We start from the raw sequence: 18,963 nt of genomic DNA, 5'->3' as shown, positions 1-18,963 counted from the left end.
TCGCTTCTTTTCGCTATCATGAAGCTCATGGCAGAGTTCACCGAAGAAGAAGACCGTACTTTTTCCAGTGACCAGGATCTGCTGGTCTTCGGTCAGCGCCTCCGGCACCTGCGCCGCGCCGCCGGACTGACCCTGGTCGAGCTGGGCGACAAGGTCGGGCGCGCCCCGTCCCAACTGTCCCTGCTGGAGAACGGTCACCGCGAGCCGAAGCTGTCCCTGCTGCGGTCACTGGCCGGAGCGCTCGGCAGTTCGGTGGACGAACTCCTGTCGAAGAAGCCGCCGAACCGGCGCGCGGAGCTGGAGATCGCCGTCGAGCAGGCTCAGCTCGACCCGCTGTACCAGCGCCTGGACGTGCCACCGCTGAAGATCGGCAAACGGGTCCCCACCGAGGCCCTGGAGCACGTACTGGCCCTGTACGAGGAGCTGCGGCGACGCGAGACCAAGCAGGTCGCCACCCCCGAGGAGGCCCGGCAGGCCAACGCCGAGCTGCGCAGCACCATGCGCGAGCACGGCAACTACTTCCCCGAGATCGAGAAGGCCGCGTCGGACATCCTCGACCGGGTCGACTACCACGGCGGCCCGTTGTCCGAGGGAGTGATCCAGTCCATCGCGACCCACCTGGGGTACGGACTGCGGTTCGTCCACGACCTGCCCCGCTCGGTGCGGTCGGTGACCGACCTGCGAAACAACCGGATCTTCCTGCGGCGGGAGTCGCTGGGCATGCACAGCCCGCGCACCATCCTGCTGCAGACGCTGGGGCACCTGACCCTCGGACACCGCCAGCCCCGCGACTTCGCCGACTTCCTGCGCCAGCGGGTCGAGGCGAACTACTTCGCCGCCGCCGTACTGGTTCCCGAACGCGCCGCGGTGAGCTACCTGCGCCAGGCCAAGGCCGACCGGGACCTCGCCGTCGAGGACCTGCGCGACGTGTTCTCGGTGTCCTACGAGATGGCCGCCCACCGGTTCACCAACCTCGCCACCGAGTACCTGGACCTGCGCTGCCACTTCGTGCGCAACGACGAGACCGGCATCATCTACAAGGCCTACGAGAACGACGGGCTGGTGTTTCCCAGCGACGCCACAGGAGCCATCGAGGGACAGCGGATGTGCCGCTACTGGGCCGGACGACAGGTCTTCTCCTCCTCCGACAGGTACTCGACGCACTACCAGTACACCGACAAGCCGGGAGCCACGCACTGGTGCGTGGCCCACGTCGATCCCAGTCGCGGCAAGGACTTCGCGATCACCCTGGGCGTGCCCTACACCGAGTCGCGGTGGTTCCGGGGGCGCGACACCACGAACCACCACCGGTCCGGCTGCCCCAACGGCGAGTGCTGCCAGCGCCCGCCGGCCGAGCTGGCCAACCGCTGGCAGGGCATGGTCTGGCCGTCGGCTCGGGCGCACTCGCACGTGTTGTCGGCGCTGCCCTCGGACACCTTCCCCGGCGTCGACGAGGCCGACGTCTACGCCTTCCTCGACTCCCATCAGGGGTGACCACTCTTTCGGGTGGTACGTCCACCGCAGTTTGACTTGATTCGTCCATCACCCAGCTCGCGAAGCGTGGTGACCTGCTCCGAAAGATACGGAAAACCGCCGAGCGACGAGGCGTGGCCTTGGAGGCTTCCGAACGTACCAACCACGCGGGAATCCGCTGCGGACACGCGCGCACGACCGTCGGCCGCCACACCGAGACCCCGGACCGGATGGTCGAAGTGATCTTCAAGCAGCTTGAGCCGGCACTTGGGAAGAGGTGGTGGAAACGACCCACTTCACCGCGGCAGCTCGGCGAGACGGCCGCTGGTGGGTGATCCAGCGTGATCAATATCCAGGCGCCCTGACTCAGGTCAGTCGCCTGGACCGCGCAGACGAGATCCGCCGCGAAGCGATCGCCTTCGTCGCAGAGGCACCAGAAGAGTCCGTCGAGGTGGCGGTCACTCCGGTTCCGGAGCCCGAGGTCGCTGATGTACTACGCGAATCGGAACAGCTCCGCGCCGAAGCAGCGGACAAGGACAAGGAGGCGTCGATGCTCAAACTCGAGGCCGCGCGGAAGCTGGCCGACACCGGCCTCACCGTTCGAGACATCGGGACCATCTCGGGGGTCTCGTACCAGCGTGCGCACCAGTTGATCAATACACCGGGCAACGCCTCAGGAGGGCATCACCAGCTCGCGTCATAGACCGACGCACCACCCCGCCCGAACAGTGCACCACGATCCGCACTCGGGACCCATCGAGAACCGTCCGGACTCGGCCTCCCCACCGCGCGGAAGGCCCGGAGCCTCCGCGCGGCGGCTTCGAGGCGCGGCGCCGGCTACTTCTTGCCCTTCTTGTCCTTGTTCTCCTTGTCTTCCTTGCCGGAGCCCTCGTCGGTGGACAGGGCGGCGACGAAGGCCTCCTGGGGAACCTCGACGCGACCGACCGTCTTCATCTTCTTCTTGCCTTCCTTCTGCTTCTCCAGCAGCTTGCGCTTACGACTGATGTCACCGCCGTAGCACTTGGCCAGCACGTCCTTGCGCATGGCGCGCACGGTCTCGCGGGCGATGATCCGCGATCCCACGGAAGCCTGGATCGGCACCTCGAACTGCTGACGCGGGATGAGCTCCTGCAGCTTGTTGGCCATCCGCGAGCCGTAGGAGTAGGCATTGTCCTTGTGCACGATGGCGCTGAAGGCGTCGACGGCCTCGCCCTGAAGCAGGATGTCCACCTTGACCAGGCTGGACGCCTGCATGCCGATTTCCTCGTAGTCCATCGAGGCGTAACCGCGCGTGCGCGACTTGAGATGGTCGAAGAAGTCGAAGACGATCTCGGCCAGCGGAATGGTGTAGCGCAGCTCGACCCGGGTCTCGGAGAGGTAGTCCATCCCGTCGAGGTTGCCGCGCCTGCTCTGGCACAGCTCCATGATCGGCCCCACGAACTCCGACGGCGCGATGACCGTGCACTTGGCCATCGGCTCGCGCACCTCGGAGATCTTGCCCTCAGGCCAGTCCGAGGGGTTGGTGACATCGGTGTCGCTGCCGTCCTCCAGCGTCACGCTGTAGACGACGTTCGGCGCGGTGGAGATCAGGTTCAGGTTGAACTCCCGCTCCAACCGAGCCCGCGTGATCTCCAGGTGCAGCAGCCCCAGGAAGCCGCAGCGGAAACCGAACCCCAGCGCGCCGGAGGTCTCCGGCTCGTAGGTCAGGGCGGCGTCGTTGAGCAGCAGCTTGTCCAGCGCGTCACGCAGCACCGGGTAGTCCGACCCGTCCATCGGGAACAGCCCCGAGTACACCATCGGCACCGGGTCGCGGTACCCGGGCAGCGGCTGCTCGGCCCCGTTCTTGTCGAAGGTGACGGTGTCACCCACGCGGGACTGGCGAACGTCCTTGACGCCCGTGATCAGGTAGCCGACCTCACCCACGCCGAGCCCCTTGGAGGGCTTCTGGTCGGGCGAGATGATGCCGACCTCCAGCAGCTCGTGGGTGGCGCCGGTGGACATCATCCGGATCCGCTCGCGCGGAGTGATCCTGCCGTCCATCACGCGGATGTAGGTGATCACCCCGCGGTAGGTGTCGTAGACGGAGTCGAAGATCATCGCGCGGGCGGGCGCATCGGCGTCGCCGCTGGGAGCGGGCACGTTCAGCACCACCGAGTCGAGCACGTCCGAGACGCCCTGACCGCTCTTGGCCGAGACCCGGAGCACGTCGGATTCCTCGCAGCCGATGATGTGCGCGAGTTCGGCGGCGTAGCGGTCCGGTTCGGCGGCGGGCAGGTCGATCTTGTTCAGGACCGGGATGATCTCCAGGTCGTGCTCCATCGCCAGGTACAGGTTCGCGAGTGTCTGCGCCTCGATGCCCTGCGCGGCGTCGACGAGCAGGATCGCGCCCTCACAGGCGGCCAACGAGCGGCTGACCTCGTAGGTGAAGTCGACGTGGCCGGGGGTGTCGATCAGGTGCAGCACGTGGTCGGCCCCGTCGACCTGCCACGGCAGGCGCACGTTCTGGGACTTGATCGTGATGCCGCGCTCGCGTTCCAGATCCATCCGGTCGAGATACTGGTCACGGTAGGCTCGCTCGTCGAGCACCCCCGTGAGCTGCAGTACCCGGTCGGCCAGGGTCGACTTGCCGTGGTCGATGTGGGCGATGATGCAGAAGTTCCGGATGCGCTCCGGAGACGTGAAGGTGGTGTCCGCGAACGTGCTCACTGAAGATTTCCTCGCGCCGATGTCGACTCGCGTCCGTGCAGGGTCCTCCCCCATCGTCCCACGCCGCCGGGAATGCCCGGTGTCCAACTCCGGGTCGTCCCGTGCCGATCGCTCAGGGCTGACGCACGTCGACTCGCAGCGGATGATCCTCCGGGACGTGGACGAGCACGATGCGGACCCCGTCGGGGTCGGCGATCCAGCCCTCGTCCAAGCCCCAGGGCTGACGCTGTGGTTCGGCCAGCACGGTGGCCCCGAGGTCGCGCAACCGGGCGAACTCGCCCTCCAGGTCACGCACCTGCAACCACAGGACCTGGTCCGGACTCGGTCCCTGCTCGGCCGCACCGGACACTTCCAGGAAACCCTGCCCCAGGAAGAAGACGGTCCCCACGGCGAATTCCCGGTATATCGCCAGCCCGAGGGTGTCGCGGTAGAACTCCAGCGAGCGCTGACGGTCACGCGGGTGCAGGATCATCCGGCTGTTCAAGACCTCCATACCGCCGTTCTACCCGAACACGGCGGTCGCACAACACGGCCACTCGAAGCCGATCGATCCGCACGTCGGCGGAGGACGAGCTTCCGGACGGCGCTGACCAGCAACCGAGCAGGCCGGTCCCAGATACCGGCGGCCGCACCCGAAACGGGCGGGGACAGCACCTCACCGGCAGACGCAACACCACCGAACGCGAGTGGTGGGCCGGACGAACCGGCACGCTTGGCGAAAGAGTTTCAGCTCACGGAGGCGGGCGTAGCGGTGACCTTCGAAAAAACAGCGGGAGTCACCGCAACCTCACCCGTACCCGCAGGCGCGTGACACCGGGTCCTCCAGGGGAGCCCTCCGGGCCGCTGCCTCGTCGAAGGTACGGATGTATTCCAGCCGTGGCCGCCGGCTTCACTCGGATCCACCCTCCCGATCGGCGAATCGGAAGCGAAGCCCTGAGCGCAGCCGACGGCCACGATCACGTCACATCACCGTGTCGACGTCACGATCGACGCCGACGTGGTTCGAGACGGAGTCGCACAGGAGAGTCTTACAGTACGCGGACTCCACTGGCCTGGGGTCCCTTCGGACCCTGGGTCACCTCGAACTCCACGTACTGATCCTCCTCGAGGTTCCGAAAGCCGGAACCGTCGATACCCGAGTAGTGCACGAAGACGTCGGCTCCACCGTCATCCGGAGCGATGAAACCGAAGCCCTTCTCCGAGCTGAACCACTTCACAGTGCCTTGCGCCATCTTTGGCTTCCTTACAAGTGCTGGGAACCGGCGCCACATCCTGCACGTGAACGCCGGGGCCTGGCTTATCAGACGGCGATGTCTCCAGCTACCTGAAGGACAACGACGCGCCCGCACCATCGTTTCACGAGCGTGTCGTATACACGAACGGAAACCAGCCGCCCTGTCCAACGAGTCGACCCGCGCTTTTGTTCCCGGCCCGGCAAGTCGACTGCCACTCGATCGCACCGGCCGCCGACTGACCAAAGAGTGATATCACTAAGCTATATCAGCGATGTGATCGCGCACCGGCCGAGCGGAGGCGCAGCGGACGACGAACGAACCCAGAGGCGGGAACCACCGGCATGACGGTCGGCACCGGAGTGACCGTGTCCGCCCCGGCCGCGCGGGAACACGAGGTGAGAGGGTCCCTCGTCGAGCTCGGCGAGGAGCGCGAGGCCACGGTGATCAGTAACCTGTTGGTGGTCCCGTGCGGAGAACAGACCCCACCCAGCCCGTTGTCAACGCGAGTTCGCTCCATCACCGAAGGCGCGGTGTGACACCCCGAAAGAGCTTCCTGCTCCGCCTCGACCCGGCCGTGCACGACGCCCTGGCCAGGTGGCCCGCGGACGAAATGCGCAGCACCAACGCGCAGGTGGGATTCCTGCTCCGCCGGGCGCTGGCCGATGCGGGACGCCTCCTCGGCGAGAGCGGCGAGCAGGCCCGGCGCGGCCGACCACGCAAACACGAAGCACCGGACGAGCAGGAATGACCGTGCCCGCCCACGGCCCCGCCCTCTCGCGGGGTCGTTGCTACGATGTCAAGCCGTGCCGCGTGGCATTTCCGACCAGGAGGAAAGCTGCCCTCGTCCGGCAGCGCCACACCAAACGCGACACGAGCACAGCAACCGGGAAGAGGCGCACCAGTGGCCAACATCAAGTCCGCGGCCAAGCGGATCCGCACCAACGAGGAAAACCGCCAGCGCAACAAGTCGGTCAAGTCGTCGGTCAAGACGGCCATCCGCAAGTTCCGCGAGGCCGCTGCCGCCGGTGACAGGGACAAGGCGCTCGAGCTGCAGCGCGCGGCGGCACGCTCGCTGGACAAGGCCGCCAGCAAGGGCGTGATCCACAAGAACCAGGCCGCCAACAAGAAGGCGGCGATGGCGCGGCGCACCAACCAGCTCTGAGCCACGTCCGGGGGGTGGCGCGGGTCAGCACGACCCCGCGCCGCCCCGTCGGCCGAACTAGCGACCCTGCAGGCCGACCAGTCGCAGCACGGTACGTTCCAGGGCGTAGTCGGCATCCGCCGCCTGTCCCTTCACCTCGGCGTTGACGGTGGCCACCGCCCGCATCGCCTCGGCGACGCTCGAGCTGTTCCACCCCCGCGCCTGTGACAAAGCCTTGCGCACCTTCCACTCGGGCAGGGAGAGCTCCCCGGCCAGCCGGTACGTGTCGGTCCGACCCGCCGCGGCCACTCTGCCGATGGTGCGCACCGTGTCGGCGAGCGCGTCGGCGATCAACACCTGGGGAACTCCGATCCGCAGCGCCCAGCGCAATGCCTCCAGCGACCCGGCCCGGTCTCCCGTGACCGCTTTCTCGGCCACGGCGAATCCGCTCACCTCCGCACGCCCCTGGTGATAACGCCGCACGGCGGTCTCGTCGATCCTGCCGTCGGTGTCGGCGACGAGTTGCGAAGCAGCCGCTGCCAACTCCCGCAGGTCCGACCCCACGGACTCGATGAGCGCGCTCACACCGGCGGCGTCGATGCGCCCACCGGCATTGCTCACCTCCTCCCGGACGAACGCCTCCCGCTTGGCGGGTTTCGTGATCTTGGGGCACTCGGTCACCCTCGCCCCGAGGTCGCGCAGCGCCTTGGGCATTTCCTTGGCCTGCTTGGCGCGTCCCCCTCCGCTGTGCACCACCACCAGGACGACGCCGTCGGCCGGTTGCCCGGCGTGGGACAGGATCGCCTCCACGATCTCCTTGTTGGCCTCCTGCGCGGCTTCCAGGGCCACGACACGACCCTCCGAGAACAGTGACGGACTCAACATTTCGTCCAGCTCGGACCCGGTGAGCTCGCTCACCTTCACCCGCCGCGACTCGGCCGTCGGATCGGCTTCGCGCGCATCCCGTACAGCGGCCCGCACAGCGCGCTCGACCAGCAGTTCCTCATCACCGAGCACCAGATGCAACGAAGACGGATCGACGGCCATACGTGCATCGTCGCACGGGCTCACGACAGTGCTGCCGGCTCTCGGATGCTGGACGAAGTTGGCCGGATGGCGGCAAGGTGTCGTAGCGTGACCGCAACAAACGGATAGCTCATCCAGAGGGGCAGAGGGATCGGCCCGCAGAAGCCCCGGCAACCGGCGCCGGCCGTTCGTGATCGTGTTCGCGAGGCCCCGGCGAGAAAGGTGCCAATTCCGACCCGCCAGCGGGACAGATGAGGAAAGGACCTCGCGATGACAGCTGCCGCCGATACCCGGAACTCCGCGGCGAACAAGCACTTCGACCTCGGCCCGGCCGCCGAACTCGTGTCCAAGGAAGAGGGGCACCGCCAGCCACTGGCCCCGGAGTTCGTGAGCCTGGAGGACTTCTCCCCGCTGGAGGTCGCCTACGACTTCGGGCGGGTACGCCGTGAAGACATCGAGGCCGGACCGCGGTCGATCTGGCGGTACAAGAGCCTGCTGCCGGTACCCTCCGACGTCGAGCAGCACCCGAACACCGAGCCGGGCTGTACCAGGCTGATTCGTGCCGACGGACTCGCCAAGGCCCTCGGCGTGAAAAAGCTCTGGATCAAGGACGACACCGGCAACCCCACGCACTCGTTCAAGGACCGCGTGGTCGCCGTCGCGCTGGCCGCCGCCCGCGAGTTCGGCTTCAACGTCCTCGCCTGCCCCTCCACGGGCAACCTGGCCAATGCCGTGGCCGCGGCCGCAGCACGCGCGCGCTGGGACTCGGTGGTGCTGGTGCCGTCCTCGTTGGAGCGCGCCAAGGTCCTCATGACCGCCGTCTACGACGGTTCGCTGCTGGCCGTCGACGGTAACTACGACGACGTCAACCGGCTGGCCACCGAACTGGCCGGGGAGCACGAGGACTGGGCCTTCGTCAACGTCAACGTCCGGCCCTACTACTCCGAGGGTTCCAAGACCCTCGCCTTCGAGGTGGCCGAGCAGCTCGGTTGGCGACTGCCCGAGCAGGTCGTCGTGCCCATCGCCTCCGGTTCCCAGCTGACCAAGGTGGACAAGGGCTTCCGGGAGCTCGGCGAGGTCGGCCTGGTCGAGCCGACCCCCTACCGCATCTTCGGCGCGCAGGCCGGCGGGTGCTCGCCGGTGGCCACCGCTTTCAAGGAGGGCCACGACACGGTCCAACCGGTGCGGCCGGACACCATCGCCCGGTCGCTGGCCATCGGGGCTCCCGCCGACGGCCCCTACGTCCTCGACACCGTGCAGCGCACCAAGGGCGCCATCGAGGACGTCACCGACGAGGAGGTCGTCGAGGGGATCCGGCTGTTGGCCCGTACCGAGGGGATCTTCGCCGAGACAGCCGGCGGTGTCACCGTGGCCAACGCCAAGAAGCTCGTCGAGAACGGCCAGCTCGATCCCGACGCGGAAACGGTGCTGTTCATCACCGGCGACGGCCTCAAGACGATGGACGCCGTGCAGGAGCACCTCGGCCCGAAGGCCACCGTGGCCCCCAACACCGAGGCGGTCGACGAAGCTCTCGGGCGCTGATCCTCAGGAGTCGGGCTGCAGTGGGTCACCTCGGCTCACGGTGGCCGGACCGTGCCGGCCGGCCAGGACCGCGATGTCTCCTCGCCGGTCGGTACGCAGGACCCGTGCTCCGGCCCGGGTCAGGCTGCCGACCACCATCCTGCTCGGGTGCCCGTAGTCGTTGTCATGGCCGACGCTGATCAGTGCCAGCCGGGGACGAACGACGTGGAGGAACCGTGGGATCGTGGTCCTGGAACCGTGGTGCGGGACCTTCAGGACATCCGCCCGCAGGTTCCGTCCCGAGGACAGCAACCTCGTCTGAGCTCGTAGTTCGATATCCCCGGTGAGCAGGATTCGTCCTGCCGTGGTCGTGGCCATGAGCACCAGGGAGGAGTCGTTGATCGACGCCTCGGACTCCGTCGGCGGGACGGTCGGTGCCAGTACTTCGAGCGCCAGACGCGACCAGCGCAGCCGTTGCCCCTCCCCGATCCGGATCAGTCGAGTACCCGCCTCGGCACTCGCACGGCGGATCTCCTCCATCGCCCAGGCGGGTTCGCTTGCTCCCCCGACGGCCACGGTCCCCACGGCACGCCCCTCCAGCACCGAGGCCAGCCCACCCATGTGGTCGGCGTGCAGGTGGGTGATCACGATCAGCGGTACGCGCCGGATGCCGAGCCGGTCCAAGCAGTCGTCCACGGCAGCGGAGTCCGGCCCGGTGTCCACGATCACCGCCGTGTTCGGTTCACCGGTGGCCAGTGCCAGCCCGTCCCCCTGGCCGACGTCGCAGACCACCATGCTCCATCCGGGCACCGGCCATGCCGGACGCAGCGTCCGTACCGGAACCAGCACGGCCACCACGAGTACCAGCGTCACGGCCAGCACCCGGCGAACGCGCCTGACGCGCAGGGCGACCGAGGCGATCACGAGGAAAACTGCCAACAGCAGACCGCCCCGGGCTCCCGAAGGCCATTCCAGAGCGGCTCCCGGAACGGCCGCGGCGTGGTGGGCCACCGCCAGCACCCACTCCAGTTCCGGTGCGGCCAGCCACACCAGGGCTCGAGCGAACCAGGGGAGTACGGAAGCGGTCACCGTGGCCGTCACCCCGAGCACCGTCGCCGGAGCCACCATCGGCCCGGCCAGCACGTTGGCCAGCACCGCCAGGAGACCGATCCGCCCGGACAGCGCCGCGACGAGCGGAGCGGTGGCCACCTGTGCCGCGGCGGGAACCGCGAGCGCCTCGGCAACACCGATCGGGACTCCCCTGGAGTGCAGGGCCGCCGACCAGGCCGGTGCCAACAGCACCAGCGCGGCGGTGGCCGCCACGGACAACGCGAAGCCCACACTGGTCGCCAACCCGGGTACGACCAGCACCAGACCGACGACGCCGGCCGACAGGGCCGGCAGCGCCGAGCGCTCGCGGCCCAGCACCAGTGCCAGCAGGGTGATCGCCCCCATGACCGCCGCGCGCAACACGCTGGGCTCCGGACCCGCGAGGAGCACGAAGCCCAGCAGAGCGAGTCCCGCGGCCGACGCCGCGAGGACAGGACCGATACGCAGCAACCTGAGCAGCAGGAGCACCGCGCCGCAGACGATCGCCAGGTTCGCACCGCTGACGGCCGTGAGATGACTCAGCCCCGCGTCCCGGAACTCACGCACCACCCCGCTCGGCAACATGCTGGTGTCCCCCACCACCAGTCCCGGCAGGAGTCCGGCGGCGGCCGGACCCAGCACCGTGGTGCTGGTCTCACGCAGCCGGGCGCGCAGGTACGCGGCACCGCGTTGCCATGGGGGCGCGGTCGTGGGATCGGTGGGCGGCCCGTACACCGAAAGAACCGCGACCAGCGGTTCCGCGCTGCGTGGAGGCACGAGTCCGGCTTCGACCGTGACCTCCTGCCCCGCGATCAGCTCCCGCCACTGCTCGCTCGGCACGAGCAGGAGCACTTCACCACCGATGCTCACCCAACGACCGCCGATCCGAGCACCGCGCAGGTCCCCACGCACCACGGCCCGAGATTCCGCATTGCGAGTGCCGTAGGAAGGGCCGTGCAGGGGTGACGGTGTGTCGTCGAGGACCACCCGCACCGTCGCTCGCGCACCATGCTCGGCCATCGCGTGCAGGGGATTTCGTTCAACCTGATGTACCCGGAGGGCGATCCCGCCGGCCGAGACCACCACGAGCACCAGTACCGCGAGACCTCCGTACACCCATCTCCTCGACCGCGCGAGAAACCACGTCACCGGCACGAGCACAGCTGCCGACAACGCCACGATCAGCGCCGGAATCCAGCCGCAGAAAAGTCCCAGCAGCGTACTTCCCCACACCGCCACGGCAGCGGGAGCGAGCCGAAAGTCGACGACGCGGCGGCGAGGAAGAGATTCCTGTCGAGGATCTCCCGAGGACTCCATCGGTCACACCCGGACCATTTCCCTCAGTCGGGAAAACCGCACCTCGCCTATGCCACTGATCTCCCGGAGCTGTCCCACCTCGGTGAAACGCTCGTGCTCGCGGCGCCACCGCAGAATCCGCTTCGCGGTCACCGGCCCCACTCCGGGAAGTTCCTCGATGTCCTCCCGACTCGCACGATTCAGGTCGAGTTTGGCCGTTCCGGTTCCCGCGCCCCGACGGCCTTGGGGGGAACGGTCCGAACCACGTGCGTTCGCCGGTACCGGCACCCCGACGTAGAGCTGCTCCCCGTCGGTGAGCTCACGAGCGAGATTGAGCGCCGTGACTTCGGTGTCCGGCAGCGCCCCTCCGGCGGCTCGCAGAGCATCGGCGACCCGGGAGCCGGGTTCGACGGTCACCAGTCCCGGCCGGTGCACCTCGCCTACCACGCTGATCACCAGTTCCCGAGGAGCCGCACTGCTGCTCGCCGGAGCCGTGGAGGACGAGGGCAGCGTCGGCAGTGGCGGTGCAGGAGTGATGGAAGGACGGTTGGTCCACACGGTGACGACGATGACGACCGCTCCCACCAGACCGGCGAACACGATCACCAACAGTCCCTTTCCGCCCGGGTCCACCCTGGACTGCAACCACGATTCGGGGAGCCAGCGCCGCACCAACCGCCGAAGCCGTGTCGGGGGCGTGACCGAGTTGCTCGTGGCACCCGGTTCCGGGGAATCATCGGATTCGGCACGCTCCGGAGGATTCCCCTCGGCTTCGGCCATCAGCGCAAGCAGGCGCCGCCGTGCCTCGGGGTCCCCGCGCGACTCTATCCCGCCGTCGCGAAGCGATTCCACGGAAGAGCCGTGGAAACGAGACTCGTCCATGCCGTCGAAACTAGCCCGTCTCGGCGGAACGACGAATCATCGATATCAGTTCCTGTGGACGAACCAGGCCGCTGTGGACAACTTCTTCGATGATTCACAAGGTTTCGCGCGAAACCGGGAAAACCCACACCACGATGCGGCCACGCAACAAAGCGACGTTACCGGAAAGTGTCCTTCCAACCTCCGGGCAGGATCACCACTCCCGCCGCCCCAGGACCGATGTGCGTCCCGACCACCGCCCCCACTTCGGAAACCACGCATTCCTGGTGGTCCGGGAGGTGAGCACTGATCCGCTCGGCGAGCTGTTCGGCCAGCTGCGGAGCGGCCAGGTGGTGAACCGCGGCCGCGACCGGGCCGGTCCCCGCAGCGTGCACGGAGGCGTCCACGAGCCGGTTCACGGCCCGCGCCGTGGTCCGCACCTTCTCCAGGACCTCGATGCGTCCCTCGCTGACATGCAGCAGGGGCTTGACAGCCAGCGCGGTGCCCACCAATGCCGCGGCGGTACCGATACGACCGCCCCTACGCAGGTGGTCGAGCGTCTGCACCGAGAACATCGTTCTCGTGCGCTCGACGGCTCCCAGAGCAGCGGCTTCGACCGCGGGCGGGTCCGAACCGAGCCGTGCGGCCTCGGCGGCTGCCAGTACCGGAAACCCCAGTCCCATCGCGGTGGATCGGGAATCCACCACGCGGATCAGCTCCGGGGCCACATCGGCGGCAGCCGCCCTGGCCGCGTCCCAGGTCCCGGACAGGTGACGCGACAGGTGCACCGAGACGACGGCATCGGCACCGGCGTCCAGAGCCCGCCGGTACGCCCGCGCCAGTTCCTCGTAAGTCGCCCCCGAGGTCGTCACACGATGTTTGCCGTGCAGGGCCGCCACGAGCTCGTCCGGACCGAAGGCACCCTCCTCGACGGAGTCGGCGCCATCCACGCTCACGTGCAACGGCACCGTAAGCAGCGCATAACGCCGTGCGAGTTGATCGGGCAGGTACGCGGTCGAGTCGGCAACCACGGCGACGGACACCACACGCTCCCTATCCGAGGCTGCCCACGTGCGTTCCACAACCTGCCGCGCCCCCGGGGACGGTCTCCCTCACTCCGGCACACCGCCGTTGTAGGTCATCAACCGCCAACGCTGGTCACCATCGCTCCGGCGAGCGAGCACCGCCCAGTGGCAGTTGGACACACCGCCCAACCCCGGCCACAGGGAGGTCGGCCAGTCGAGCAGCCGCGCGGTCAGTCCTGTGATCAGCCCCCCGTGCGTACACAGCAGGGCGGTGCCGGAGTGGGTCAGGTCGAGTTCCTCGACGACCTCCCGCGCGCGTTCGGCCACTTCGACCCTGGACTCCCCACCGGGCGGAGCCCAGGTGGGTTTCGCACGCCAGTTGCCCATGGCCCCGGGCCAGCCGTGTTCGACCTCGGCACCGTTGAGCCCCTGCCACTCGCCGAGATGAGTCTCGCGCAGGCGCTTGTCCAGGCGCACGGACGGACCGCTGACCTCCGCGAACGCCTCGGCGGTCGCACTCGCCCGCTGCAGGTCCGAGCTCAGGACCACGTCGGGGCGGAATCCGGCGACCAGCGGAGCCGCACGTCTGGCCTGCTCGTGGCCGGTGGAGGTGAGCACGCTGTCGAGGTGGCCCTGAATTCGTCCCACCGCGTTGTACTCGGTCTCCCCGTGGCGCCACAGCACCAGTCGATCCAGCGTCACTCCCCGCCCTCACTCGACTCGGTGGACTCGGCGGTGGAGCCGCCCTCGTCGAACTCGATGCGCGGGCAGTCCTTCCACAACCGCTCCAGGCCGTAGAAGGAACGTTCGTCGACGTGCTGGACGTGCACGACGACGTCGATGAAGTCGAGCAGGACCCACCGGCCCTCGCGCGTTCCCTCCCGCCGAACCGGCTTGGTACCGGCGGCGCGCATCTTCTCCTCGACCGTTTCCACGATGGCCTCGACCTGCCGCTCGTTGGGCGCGGAGGCGATCACGAAGCAGTCGGTGATGATCAGTTGTTCCGACACGTCCAGCAGGACGATGTCCTCGGCCTTTTTCTCCGCCGCCGCCCGCGCCGCCACCAGGGCCAGCTCACGGGCGTTGTCAGTGGCTACCACGTCACTCCTTCCGGGTGGGTACCGTCTTGTACCCGGCATCGAGGATAGCCAGCCGCCTCACGGTCCGTGGTATCCGCCAGCCGGTGCTCGTCGTCACACGCCGGAAGGGCGCGGTCCCCACTCCGGTGCGGGGGAGTGGGTCTCCGGCCGGTAGAGCCCGCGTTTCGAGATGTACTGGACTATGCCGTCCGGAACCAGGTACCACACGGGCAGCCCCGCGGCCACGCGCTGACGGCATCCGGTCGAGGAGATCGCCATGGCGGGGATCTCCACCAGCGACACCGAACCCTGCGGCAGGTGCTCGTCGTCCAGCGGGTAGCCGGGCCTGGTGACGCCGATGAAGTGCGCGAGCCCGAACAGCTCCTCCACCCGGTGCCAGGACAGGATCTGTTCCAGCGCGTCGGCACCGGTGATGAAGTACAGCTCGGCATCGGGGTACTGGGCGCTCAGATCGCCGAGCGTGTCGATGGTGTACGTGGGACCGCCGCGGTCGATGTCGACCCTGCTGACCGAGAACCGCGGGTTCGAGGCCGTGGCCACGACGGTCATCAGGTAGCGGTCCTCGGGCGAGCTGACGTACTCGTGCCCTTTCTGCCAGGGTTGCCCGGTCGGCACGAAGATCACCTGCTCCATGCCGAACTGGGCCTGTACCTCACTGGCGGCCACCAGGTGGCCGTGGTGGATGGGATCGAAGGTGCCACCCATGACACCGATTCGGCGCCGAGACATGGTTTCCGACTCTAACCGGCCGAGCACGACCGGTGTTCCGACACCCGCCCTCACGGCTCCGGGGCGATCACCGCCCCGGATTCGGCGTCGCGGACCGTGATCGCCTCGACCGGGCAGGACTCCGCCGCGTCGACGATCTCGTCGGCCGGTTCCACCTGGGAACGCAGCGGGCGGGAGACCCCGTCACGAAGCTCGAAGTGCTCGGAAGCCATTCCCACGCACATCCCCGAGCCGATGCAGCTCGGACCGTCCACCTCGATGAGCCAACTCATGCTTACCTCCATGCCGTCGATACGGCGAATGCCACGTTACGCCTCGGTGTCCCATGCCACGGGTAGTGACAACGGACCGCGGACGATCATCCCGGTCTTCCACGGCACCTCGTCCTCGGGGACCGCGAAACGCAGGCCGGGCAACCGCGCCAACAGGGTCTCCAGGGCGACCTGCAACTCCATCCTGGCGAGCTGGGCGCCGAGGCAGTGGTGCGGACCGTGCCCGAACCCGATGTGCGGACCCGCCTCGTGGTCCAGGCCGAACCGCTCGGGGTCGGAGAAGACCTCCTCGTCCCGGTTCGCCGAGGCGACTCCGACCACGACGGGCTCGCCCGCTCGCACGAGCACCCCGCCGAGCTCCACGTCCTCCAGCGCGTAACGCGGGAAGGCCGCGCTCACCCCGAGCGGCACGTAGCGCAGCAGTTCCTCGACGGCTTCCGGCACCCGCTCCGGCTGCTGCCGCAGCTGCTCCAACTGCTCGGGGTGGGTCAACAGGACGTAGACGAAGTTCGGGATCTGGCTGGCCGTGGTCTCGTGACCCGCCACGAGAATACCGACCGAGAGCTCCACCAGTTCCTGCTCGGAAAGCTTGTCGTGCTCGTCCCTGGCTTCGACGAGCGCGCTGAGCAGATCGTCCTCGGGCTGCTGCCGCCTGCGCTCGATCAGACCGGCCATGTAGTTCTGGAACCGGTCGATGTAGTCCTCCACCTGCTGCTCGGTCAGCTTGGTCGTGGACAGGAAGGCGTCGGACCAGTCGCGGAAGTCCGCGCGGTCCTCGTAGGGCACACCGAGCAGTTCGCAGATGACCGTGATGGGCAGCGGCAGGGCGAAGTCCTCGACCAGTTCGGCGGGGCTACCGCTTTCGAGCATCCCGTCCGCGAGTTCGTCGGCGATTTCCTGGGCGCGAGGGCGCAGCCGCTCCACCCGGCGCACGGTGAACGCCTTGGCCACCAGCTTTCGCAACCGGGTGTGCTCGGGTGGGTCCATCGCCAGGATGCCCCCGGCCGGCCTCCGCGACCGCAGACGCGGTTCGTCGTTGTCGACAGCGGCGGCCCGGCTGAACCGGGGGTCGGCGAGCACCGTCTTGGCGTCCTCGTAGCGGGTGGCCAACCAAGCCGGCTGCCCGTAGGGCAGCTGGACGCGGGACAGCGGCTCGGTCTTGCGGAGTTCGGCGTAGAACGGGTCCAGCCGCAACTTCTCGGCCGCGCTGAAGGGGTAGGACCTCGGTGTCGATTCCGTGGTGGTCATGCACAGCTCCGGAAGAGTGTCAGCGATTGTAAGCGCCTGCTTACATAATCACCATACGCTCGCGCCAGCACACGCGCACGCAAGATCACCTGAAACGACGAGTGGACGGATCAGCTGTCTTCCTCCGGCGTCGAAGAATCGCTACGCTCCAACAGCACCGAGATCGCCCGCATCATGTGCTCGGACAGGGCGTCGGCGGGCGCGTCGGCCAGCGGTTGCTTGCGCAGGACCGAGCGAACCATGCCCACCCCGAAGAACCAGGCCAGCACCAGGTCGGCACGCAACATCGCGTCATCGGAATCACTGAGTTCCGCCAGCCGCTCCACGTAAGAGCCCCCCAGCTCCTCACGCAGCACACGAGCGGCACGTTCGTCGCTGAACGAGCGCAACATCGCCGTGAACGGATGCTCCCCACCGGGATCCCCGCGGTCGGACAGCAGCCCCTTCAGGATCCTGCCGGGCAGTTCCTCCGCCGGGGCCCCCTCCAGCAACTGCCTGCTGTCGCGGTTGAGCACCTCGGCGAACAGCTCCTGCTTGGAACCGAAGTACCGGAACAGCAGGGCTTGGTTGACTTCCGCGTGCGCCGCGACATCGCGCACCGTCGTCTGATCGAAACCACGCTCGGCGAACAGCTCCGATGCCGCCTGGAGCAGCGCCGCCCTCGTGGCCGCGGAATCGTGTCGGCGGCGTGGAACCTCCGGCTCCTCCCCCACGTCGGCCTCCTCCGGTGCCGGACTTCCTCGGACATCACGGGGCGATACCACCCGGATGATCACCCGCCCCACGCGAATCAGTGGGAGCGGTCACTCGCGCGGGGCTGTCCCCATCGTGCTCGCGGTCCTGCCACGACGGGGACGCACTCCCGGAATCAGGTCCGCTTCCGGGCCCGATCAGGGCCGGAGGTGGCCGTCCCCGAAGGTGAGCCACTTGGTGGTGGTCAGCTCCGGCAACCCCATCGGGCCGCGGGCGTGCAGCTTCTGGGTGGAAATGCCGATCTCGGCACCCATTCCGAACTCACCGCCGTCGGTGAACGCCGTCGATGCGTTGACGTTGACGGCCGCGGCGTCCACGCGCGCGGTGAACTGCCGCGCCGACCGGACGTCGGTGGTCACGATGGCCTCGGTGTGCCCGGATCCGTGGGTGGCGATGTGCTCGATCGCCTCCGGCAGCGAGTCCACCACCGCCGCCGCGAGGTCCGACGACAGGTACTCGGCGTCCCAGTCCTCGTCGATCGCGGGAACGACGTACGAGGAGTCACCGGCGAGCTCGACGAAGCGCTGGTCACCGTGCACGGTCACGCCCGCGTCCGCCAGTTCCCCCACGGCCACCGGGACGAACCGGTCGGCGATGTCGCGGTGCACCAGCACGGTCTCGGCGGCGTTGCACACGCTGGTGCGGCGCGCCTTGGAATTGACCAGCACGCGCACCGCCGTGTCGAGCTCGGCGTCGGCGTCGACGTAGACGTGGCAGTTGCCCACGCCGGTCTCGATCGCCGGTACCGTGGCCTGCTCGACCACGGCGGAGATCAGCCCGGCACCACCCCGGGGGATCACGACGTCCACCAGACCGCGAGCGGTGACCAGATGGCGCACCGAGGCGCGGTCGTGGCAGGGCACGAGCTGAACGGAGTCGGCGGGCAGCCCGTGGGACCGCAGCACGTCGGCCAGCACGGCCACCAGGGCGGTGTTGGAGTTCTCCGCCGAGGAGGATCCGCGCAGCAGTACCGCGTTGCCCGACTTGAGCGTCAGGCCCGCGGCATCGACGGTCACGTTCGGACGCCCCTCGTAGACGATGCCCGCGACTCCCAGCGGCACCCGCACCTGCTGCAGCCGCAGTCCGTTGGGCAGCACGCTGCCGCGAACGACCTCGCCCACCGGGTCCGGAAGCCCCGCCACGGTGCGCAGCCCCTCTGCGACACCGACGATCCGGTCGGCGGTCAGCGCCAACCGATCGATCATGCTCTCCGGAGTGCCCGCCTCCCGCGCCGCGGCGACGTCACGCTCGTTGGCGGTCAGGATCTCGGCGGTTCGCTCCACCAGCGCATCGGCCATCGCGTGCAGCAGGGCGTCCTTGGTCTCCCTGGTGGCCAGCGCCAGCTCTCCGGCGGCGTGCCGTGCCCGGCGCGCGGCGGCGTGCACCTGCTCGCGCAGTTGATCGCCCTGCGCCGCGGCGGTACCCACAGTGCTCACGGACTCGCTCACTGAATCGGTGCTCGTAGTCACACTCCCAGGATAATCGCCG

20 protein-coding genes and 1 riboswitch are annotated in these 18,963 nt (G+C 68.4%); of the genes, 6 read left to right on the top strand and 14 right to left on the bottom strand.

Annotated elements, in window-relative coordinates; genetic code table 11:
- The first annotated feature begins 27 nt into the window (after positions 1-27).
- Entirely contained in the window at positions 28-1,494 is a 1,467-nt protein-coding gene (locus FHX42_RS13440) for an XRE family transcriptional regulator (RefSeq protein WP_182544606.1), read from the top strand.
- 310 nt (positions 1,495-1,804) lie between these two features.
- Positions 1,805-2,176 (top strand): hypothetical protein, encoded by a 372-nt coding sequence (locus FHX42_RS13435; protein ID WP_182544605.1) that lies wholly within the window; start codon positions 1,805-1,807, stop codon positions 2,174-2,176.
- 134 nt (positions 2,177-2,310) lie between these two features.
- On the opposite strand, the gene lepA is transcribed toward FHX42_RS13435, so the two are convergent.
- The 3 genes from lepA to FHX42_RS13420 all read right to left on the bottom strand — a co-directional run bounded on the left by lepA (position 2,311) and on the right by FHX42_RS13420 (position 5,411).
- Positions 2,311-4,179 carry a translation elongation factor 4 gene (lepA, locus tag FHX42_RS13430; RefSeq protein ID WP_328796100.1) on the bottom strand — a complete coding sequence of 623 codons (1,869 nt, stop codon included), beginning with the start codon at positions 4,177-4,179 and terminating at the stop codon, positions 2,311-2,313.
- A gap of 112 nt (positions 4,180-4,291) precedes the next feature.
- Positions 4,292-4,672 (bottom strand): VOC family protein, encoded by a 381-nt coding sequence (locus tag FHX42_RS13425; protein WP_182544603.1) that lies wholly within the window; start codon positions 4,670-4,672, stop codon positions 4,292-4,294.
- Between the two features lie 535 nt (positions 4,673-5,207).
- On the bottom strand, positions 5,208-5,411 hold the full coding sequence (locus FHX42_RS13420; protein WP_182544602.1) for a cold-shock protein: 204 nt from the start codon (positions 5,409-5,411) through the stop codon (positions 5,208-5,210).
- A gap of 344 nt (positions 5,412-5,755) precedes the next feature.
- Between FHX42_RS13420 and FHX42_RS13415 the strand changes: the two genes are divergently transcribed.
- From FHX42_RS13415 to rpsT, 3 genes are all read left to right on the top strand, one after another.
- Positions 5,756-5,950: a hypothetical protein gene (locus FHX42_RS13415; protein WP_182544601.1), complete on the top strand. Its 195-nt coding sequence runs from the start codon at positions 5,756-5,758 to the stop codon at positions 5,948-5,950.
- Positions 5,947-6,162: a hypothetical protein gene (locus FHX42_RS13410; protein ID WP_182544600.1), complete on the top strand. Its 216-nt coding sequence runs from the start codon at positions 5,947-5,949 to the stop codon at positions 6,160-6,162. The genes FHX42_RS13415 and FHX42_RS13410 overlap by 4 nt, the downstream gene beginning before the upstream one ends.
- A gap of 153 nt (positions 6,163-6,315) precedes the next feature.
- Positions 6,316-6,576 (top strand): 30S ribosomal protein S20, encoded by a 261-nt coding sequence (gene rpsT / locus FHX42_RS13405; RefSeq protein ID WP_182544599.1) that lies wholly within the window; start codon positions 6,316-6,318, stop codon positions 6,574-6,576.
- A 57-nt stretch (positions 6,577-6,633) separates the two neighbouring features.
- On the opposite strand, the gene holA is transcribed toward rpsT, so the two are convergent.
- On the bottom strand, positions 6,634-7,602 hold the full coding sequence (gene holA / locus FHX42_RS13400; protein WP_182544598.1) for a DNA polymerase III subunit delta: 969 nt from the start codon (positions 7,600-7,602) through the stop codon (positions 6,634-6,636).
- A 106-nt stretch (positions 7,603-7,708) separates the two neighbouring features.
- A riboswitch (SAM riboswitch) is annotated at positions 7,709-7,839 on the top strand.
- Positions 7,840-7,851: 12 nt separating this feature from the next.
- Here holA and thrC point away from each other — a divergent pair.
- Complete coding sequence (thrC, locus tag FHX42_RS13395; RefSeq protein WP_182544597.1) at positions 7,852-9,123, top strand: threonine synthase; 1,272 nt, start codon at positions 7,852-7,854, stop codon at positions 9,121-9,123.
- 3 nt (positions 9,124-9,126) lie between these two features.
- Here thrC and FHX42_RS13390 read toward each other — a convergent pair whose 3' ends face one another.
- The 10 genes from FHX42_RS13390 to FHX42_RS13345 form a co-directional block, all read right to left on the bottom strand.
- On the bottom strand, positions 9,127-11,508 hold the full coding sequence (locus tag FHX42_RS13390) for a DNA internalization-related competence protein ComEC/Rec2 (RefSeq protein ID WP_182544596.1): 2,382 nt from the start codon (positions 11,506-11,508) through the stop codon (positions 9,127-9,129).
- A 3-nt stretch (positions 11,509-11,511) separates the two neighbouring features.
- Positions 11,512-12,369: a ComEA family DNA-binding protein gene (locus FHX42_RS13385; RefSeq protein WP_235987286.1), complete on the bottom strand. Its 858-nt coding sequence runs from the start codon at positions 12,367-12,369 to the stop codon at positions 11,512-11,514.
- Positions 12,370-12,527: 158 nt separating this feature from the next.
- Entirely contained in the window at positions 12,528-13,391 is an 864-nt protein-coding gene (locus FHX42_RS13380; protein WP_182544595.1) for a DegV family protein, read from the bottom strand.
- 69 nt (positions 13,392-13,460) lie between these two features.
- The gene (locus FHX42_RS13375) at positions 13,461-14,075 is read right to left on the bottom strand and encodes a histidine phosphatase family protein (RefSeq protein ID WP_182544594.1); all 615 of its coding nucleotides are present in this window, start codon (positions 14,073-14,075) and stop codon (positions 13,461-13,463) included.
- Positions 14,072-14,473 carry a ribosome silencing factor gene (gene rsfS, locus FHX42_RS13370; protein ID WP_182544593.1) on the bottom strand — a complete coding sequence of 134 codons (402 nt, stop codon included), beginning with the start codon at positions 14,471-14,473 and terminating at the stop codon, positions 14,072-14,074. The genes FHX42_RS13375 and rsfS overlap by 4 nt, the downstream gene beginning before the upstream one ends.
- A 93-nt stretch (positions 14,474-14,566) precedes the next feature.
- Positions 14,567-15,202: a nicotinate-nucleotide adenylyltransferase gene (gene nadD / locus FHX42_RS13365; RefSeq protein WP_182544592.1), complete on the bottom strand. Its 636-nt coding sequence runs from the start codon at positions 15,200-15,202 to the stop codon at positions 14,567-14,569.
- Between the two features lie 50 nt (positions 15,203-15,252).
- Positions 15,253-15,474, bottom strand: a complete 222-nt coding sequence (locus FHX42_RS13360; protein WP_182544591.1) for a ferredoxin — start codon at positions 15,472-15,474, stop codon at positions 15,253-15,255.
- A 36-nt stretch (positions 15,475-15,510) separates the two neighbouring features.
- Positions 15,511-16,722, bottom strand: coding sequence for a cytochrome P450 (locus FHX42_RS13355; RefSeq protein WP_182544590.1), 1,212 nt, complete (start codon positions 16,720-16,722; stop codon positions 15,511-15,513).
- Positions 16,723-16,832: 110 nt separating this feature from the next.
- Positions 16,833-17,435, bottom strand: a complete 603-nt coding sequence (locus FHX42_RS13350) for a TetR/AcrR family transcriptional regulator (protein ID WP_182544589.1) — start codon at positions 17,433-17,435, stop codon at positions 16,833-16,835.
- Positions 17,436-17,612: 177 nt separating this feature from the next.
- Positions 17,613-18,944, bottom strand: coding sequence for a glutamate-5-semialdehyde dehydrogenase (locus FHX42_RS13345; protein WP_407926237.1), 1,332 nt, complete (start codon positions 18,942-18,944; stop codon positions 17,613-17,615).
- Between the last annotated feature and the right edge of the window lie 19 nt (positions 18,945-18,963).

This window comes from Halosaccharopolyspora lacisalsi (assembly GCF_014137975.1).
GTDB classification, from domain to species: Bacteria; Actinomycetota; Actinomycetes; order Mycobacteriales; family Pseudonocardiaceae; genus Halosaccharopolyspora; species Halosaccharopolyspora lacisalsi.
The sequence above is the reverse complement of the archived record's forward strand: the minus strand, read 5'-3'. Positions and strand labels throughout refer to the sequence as shown.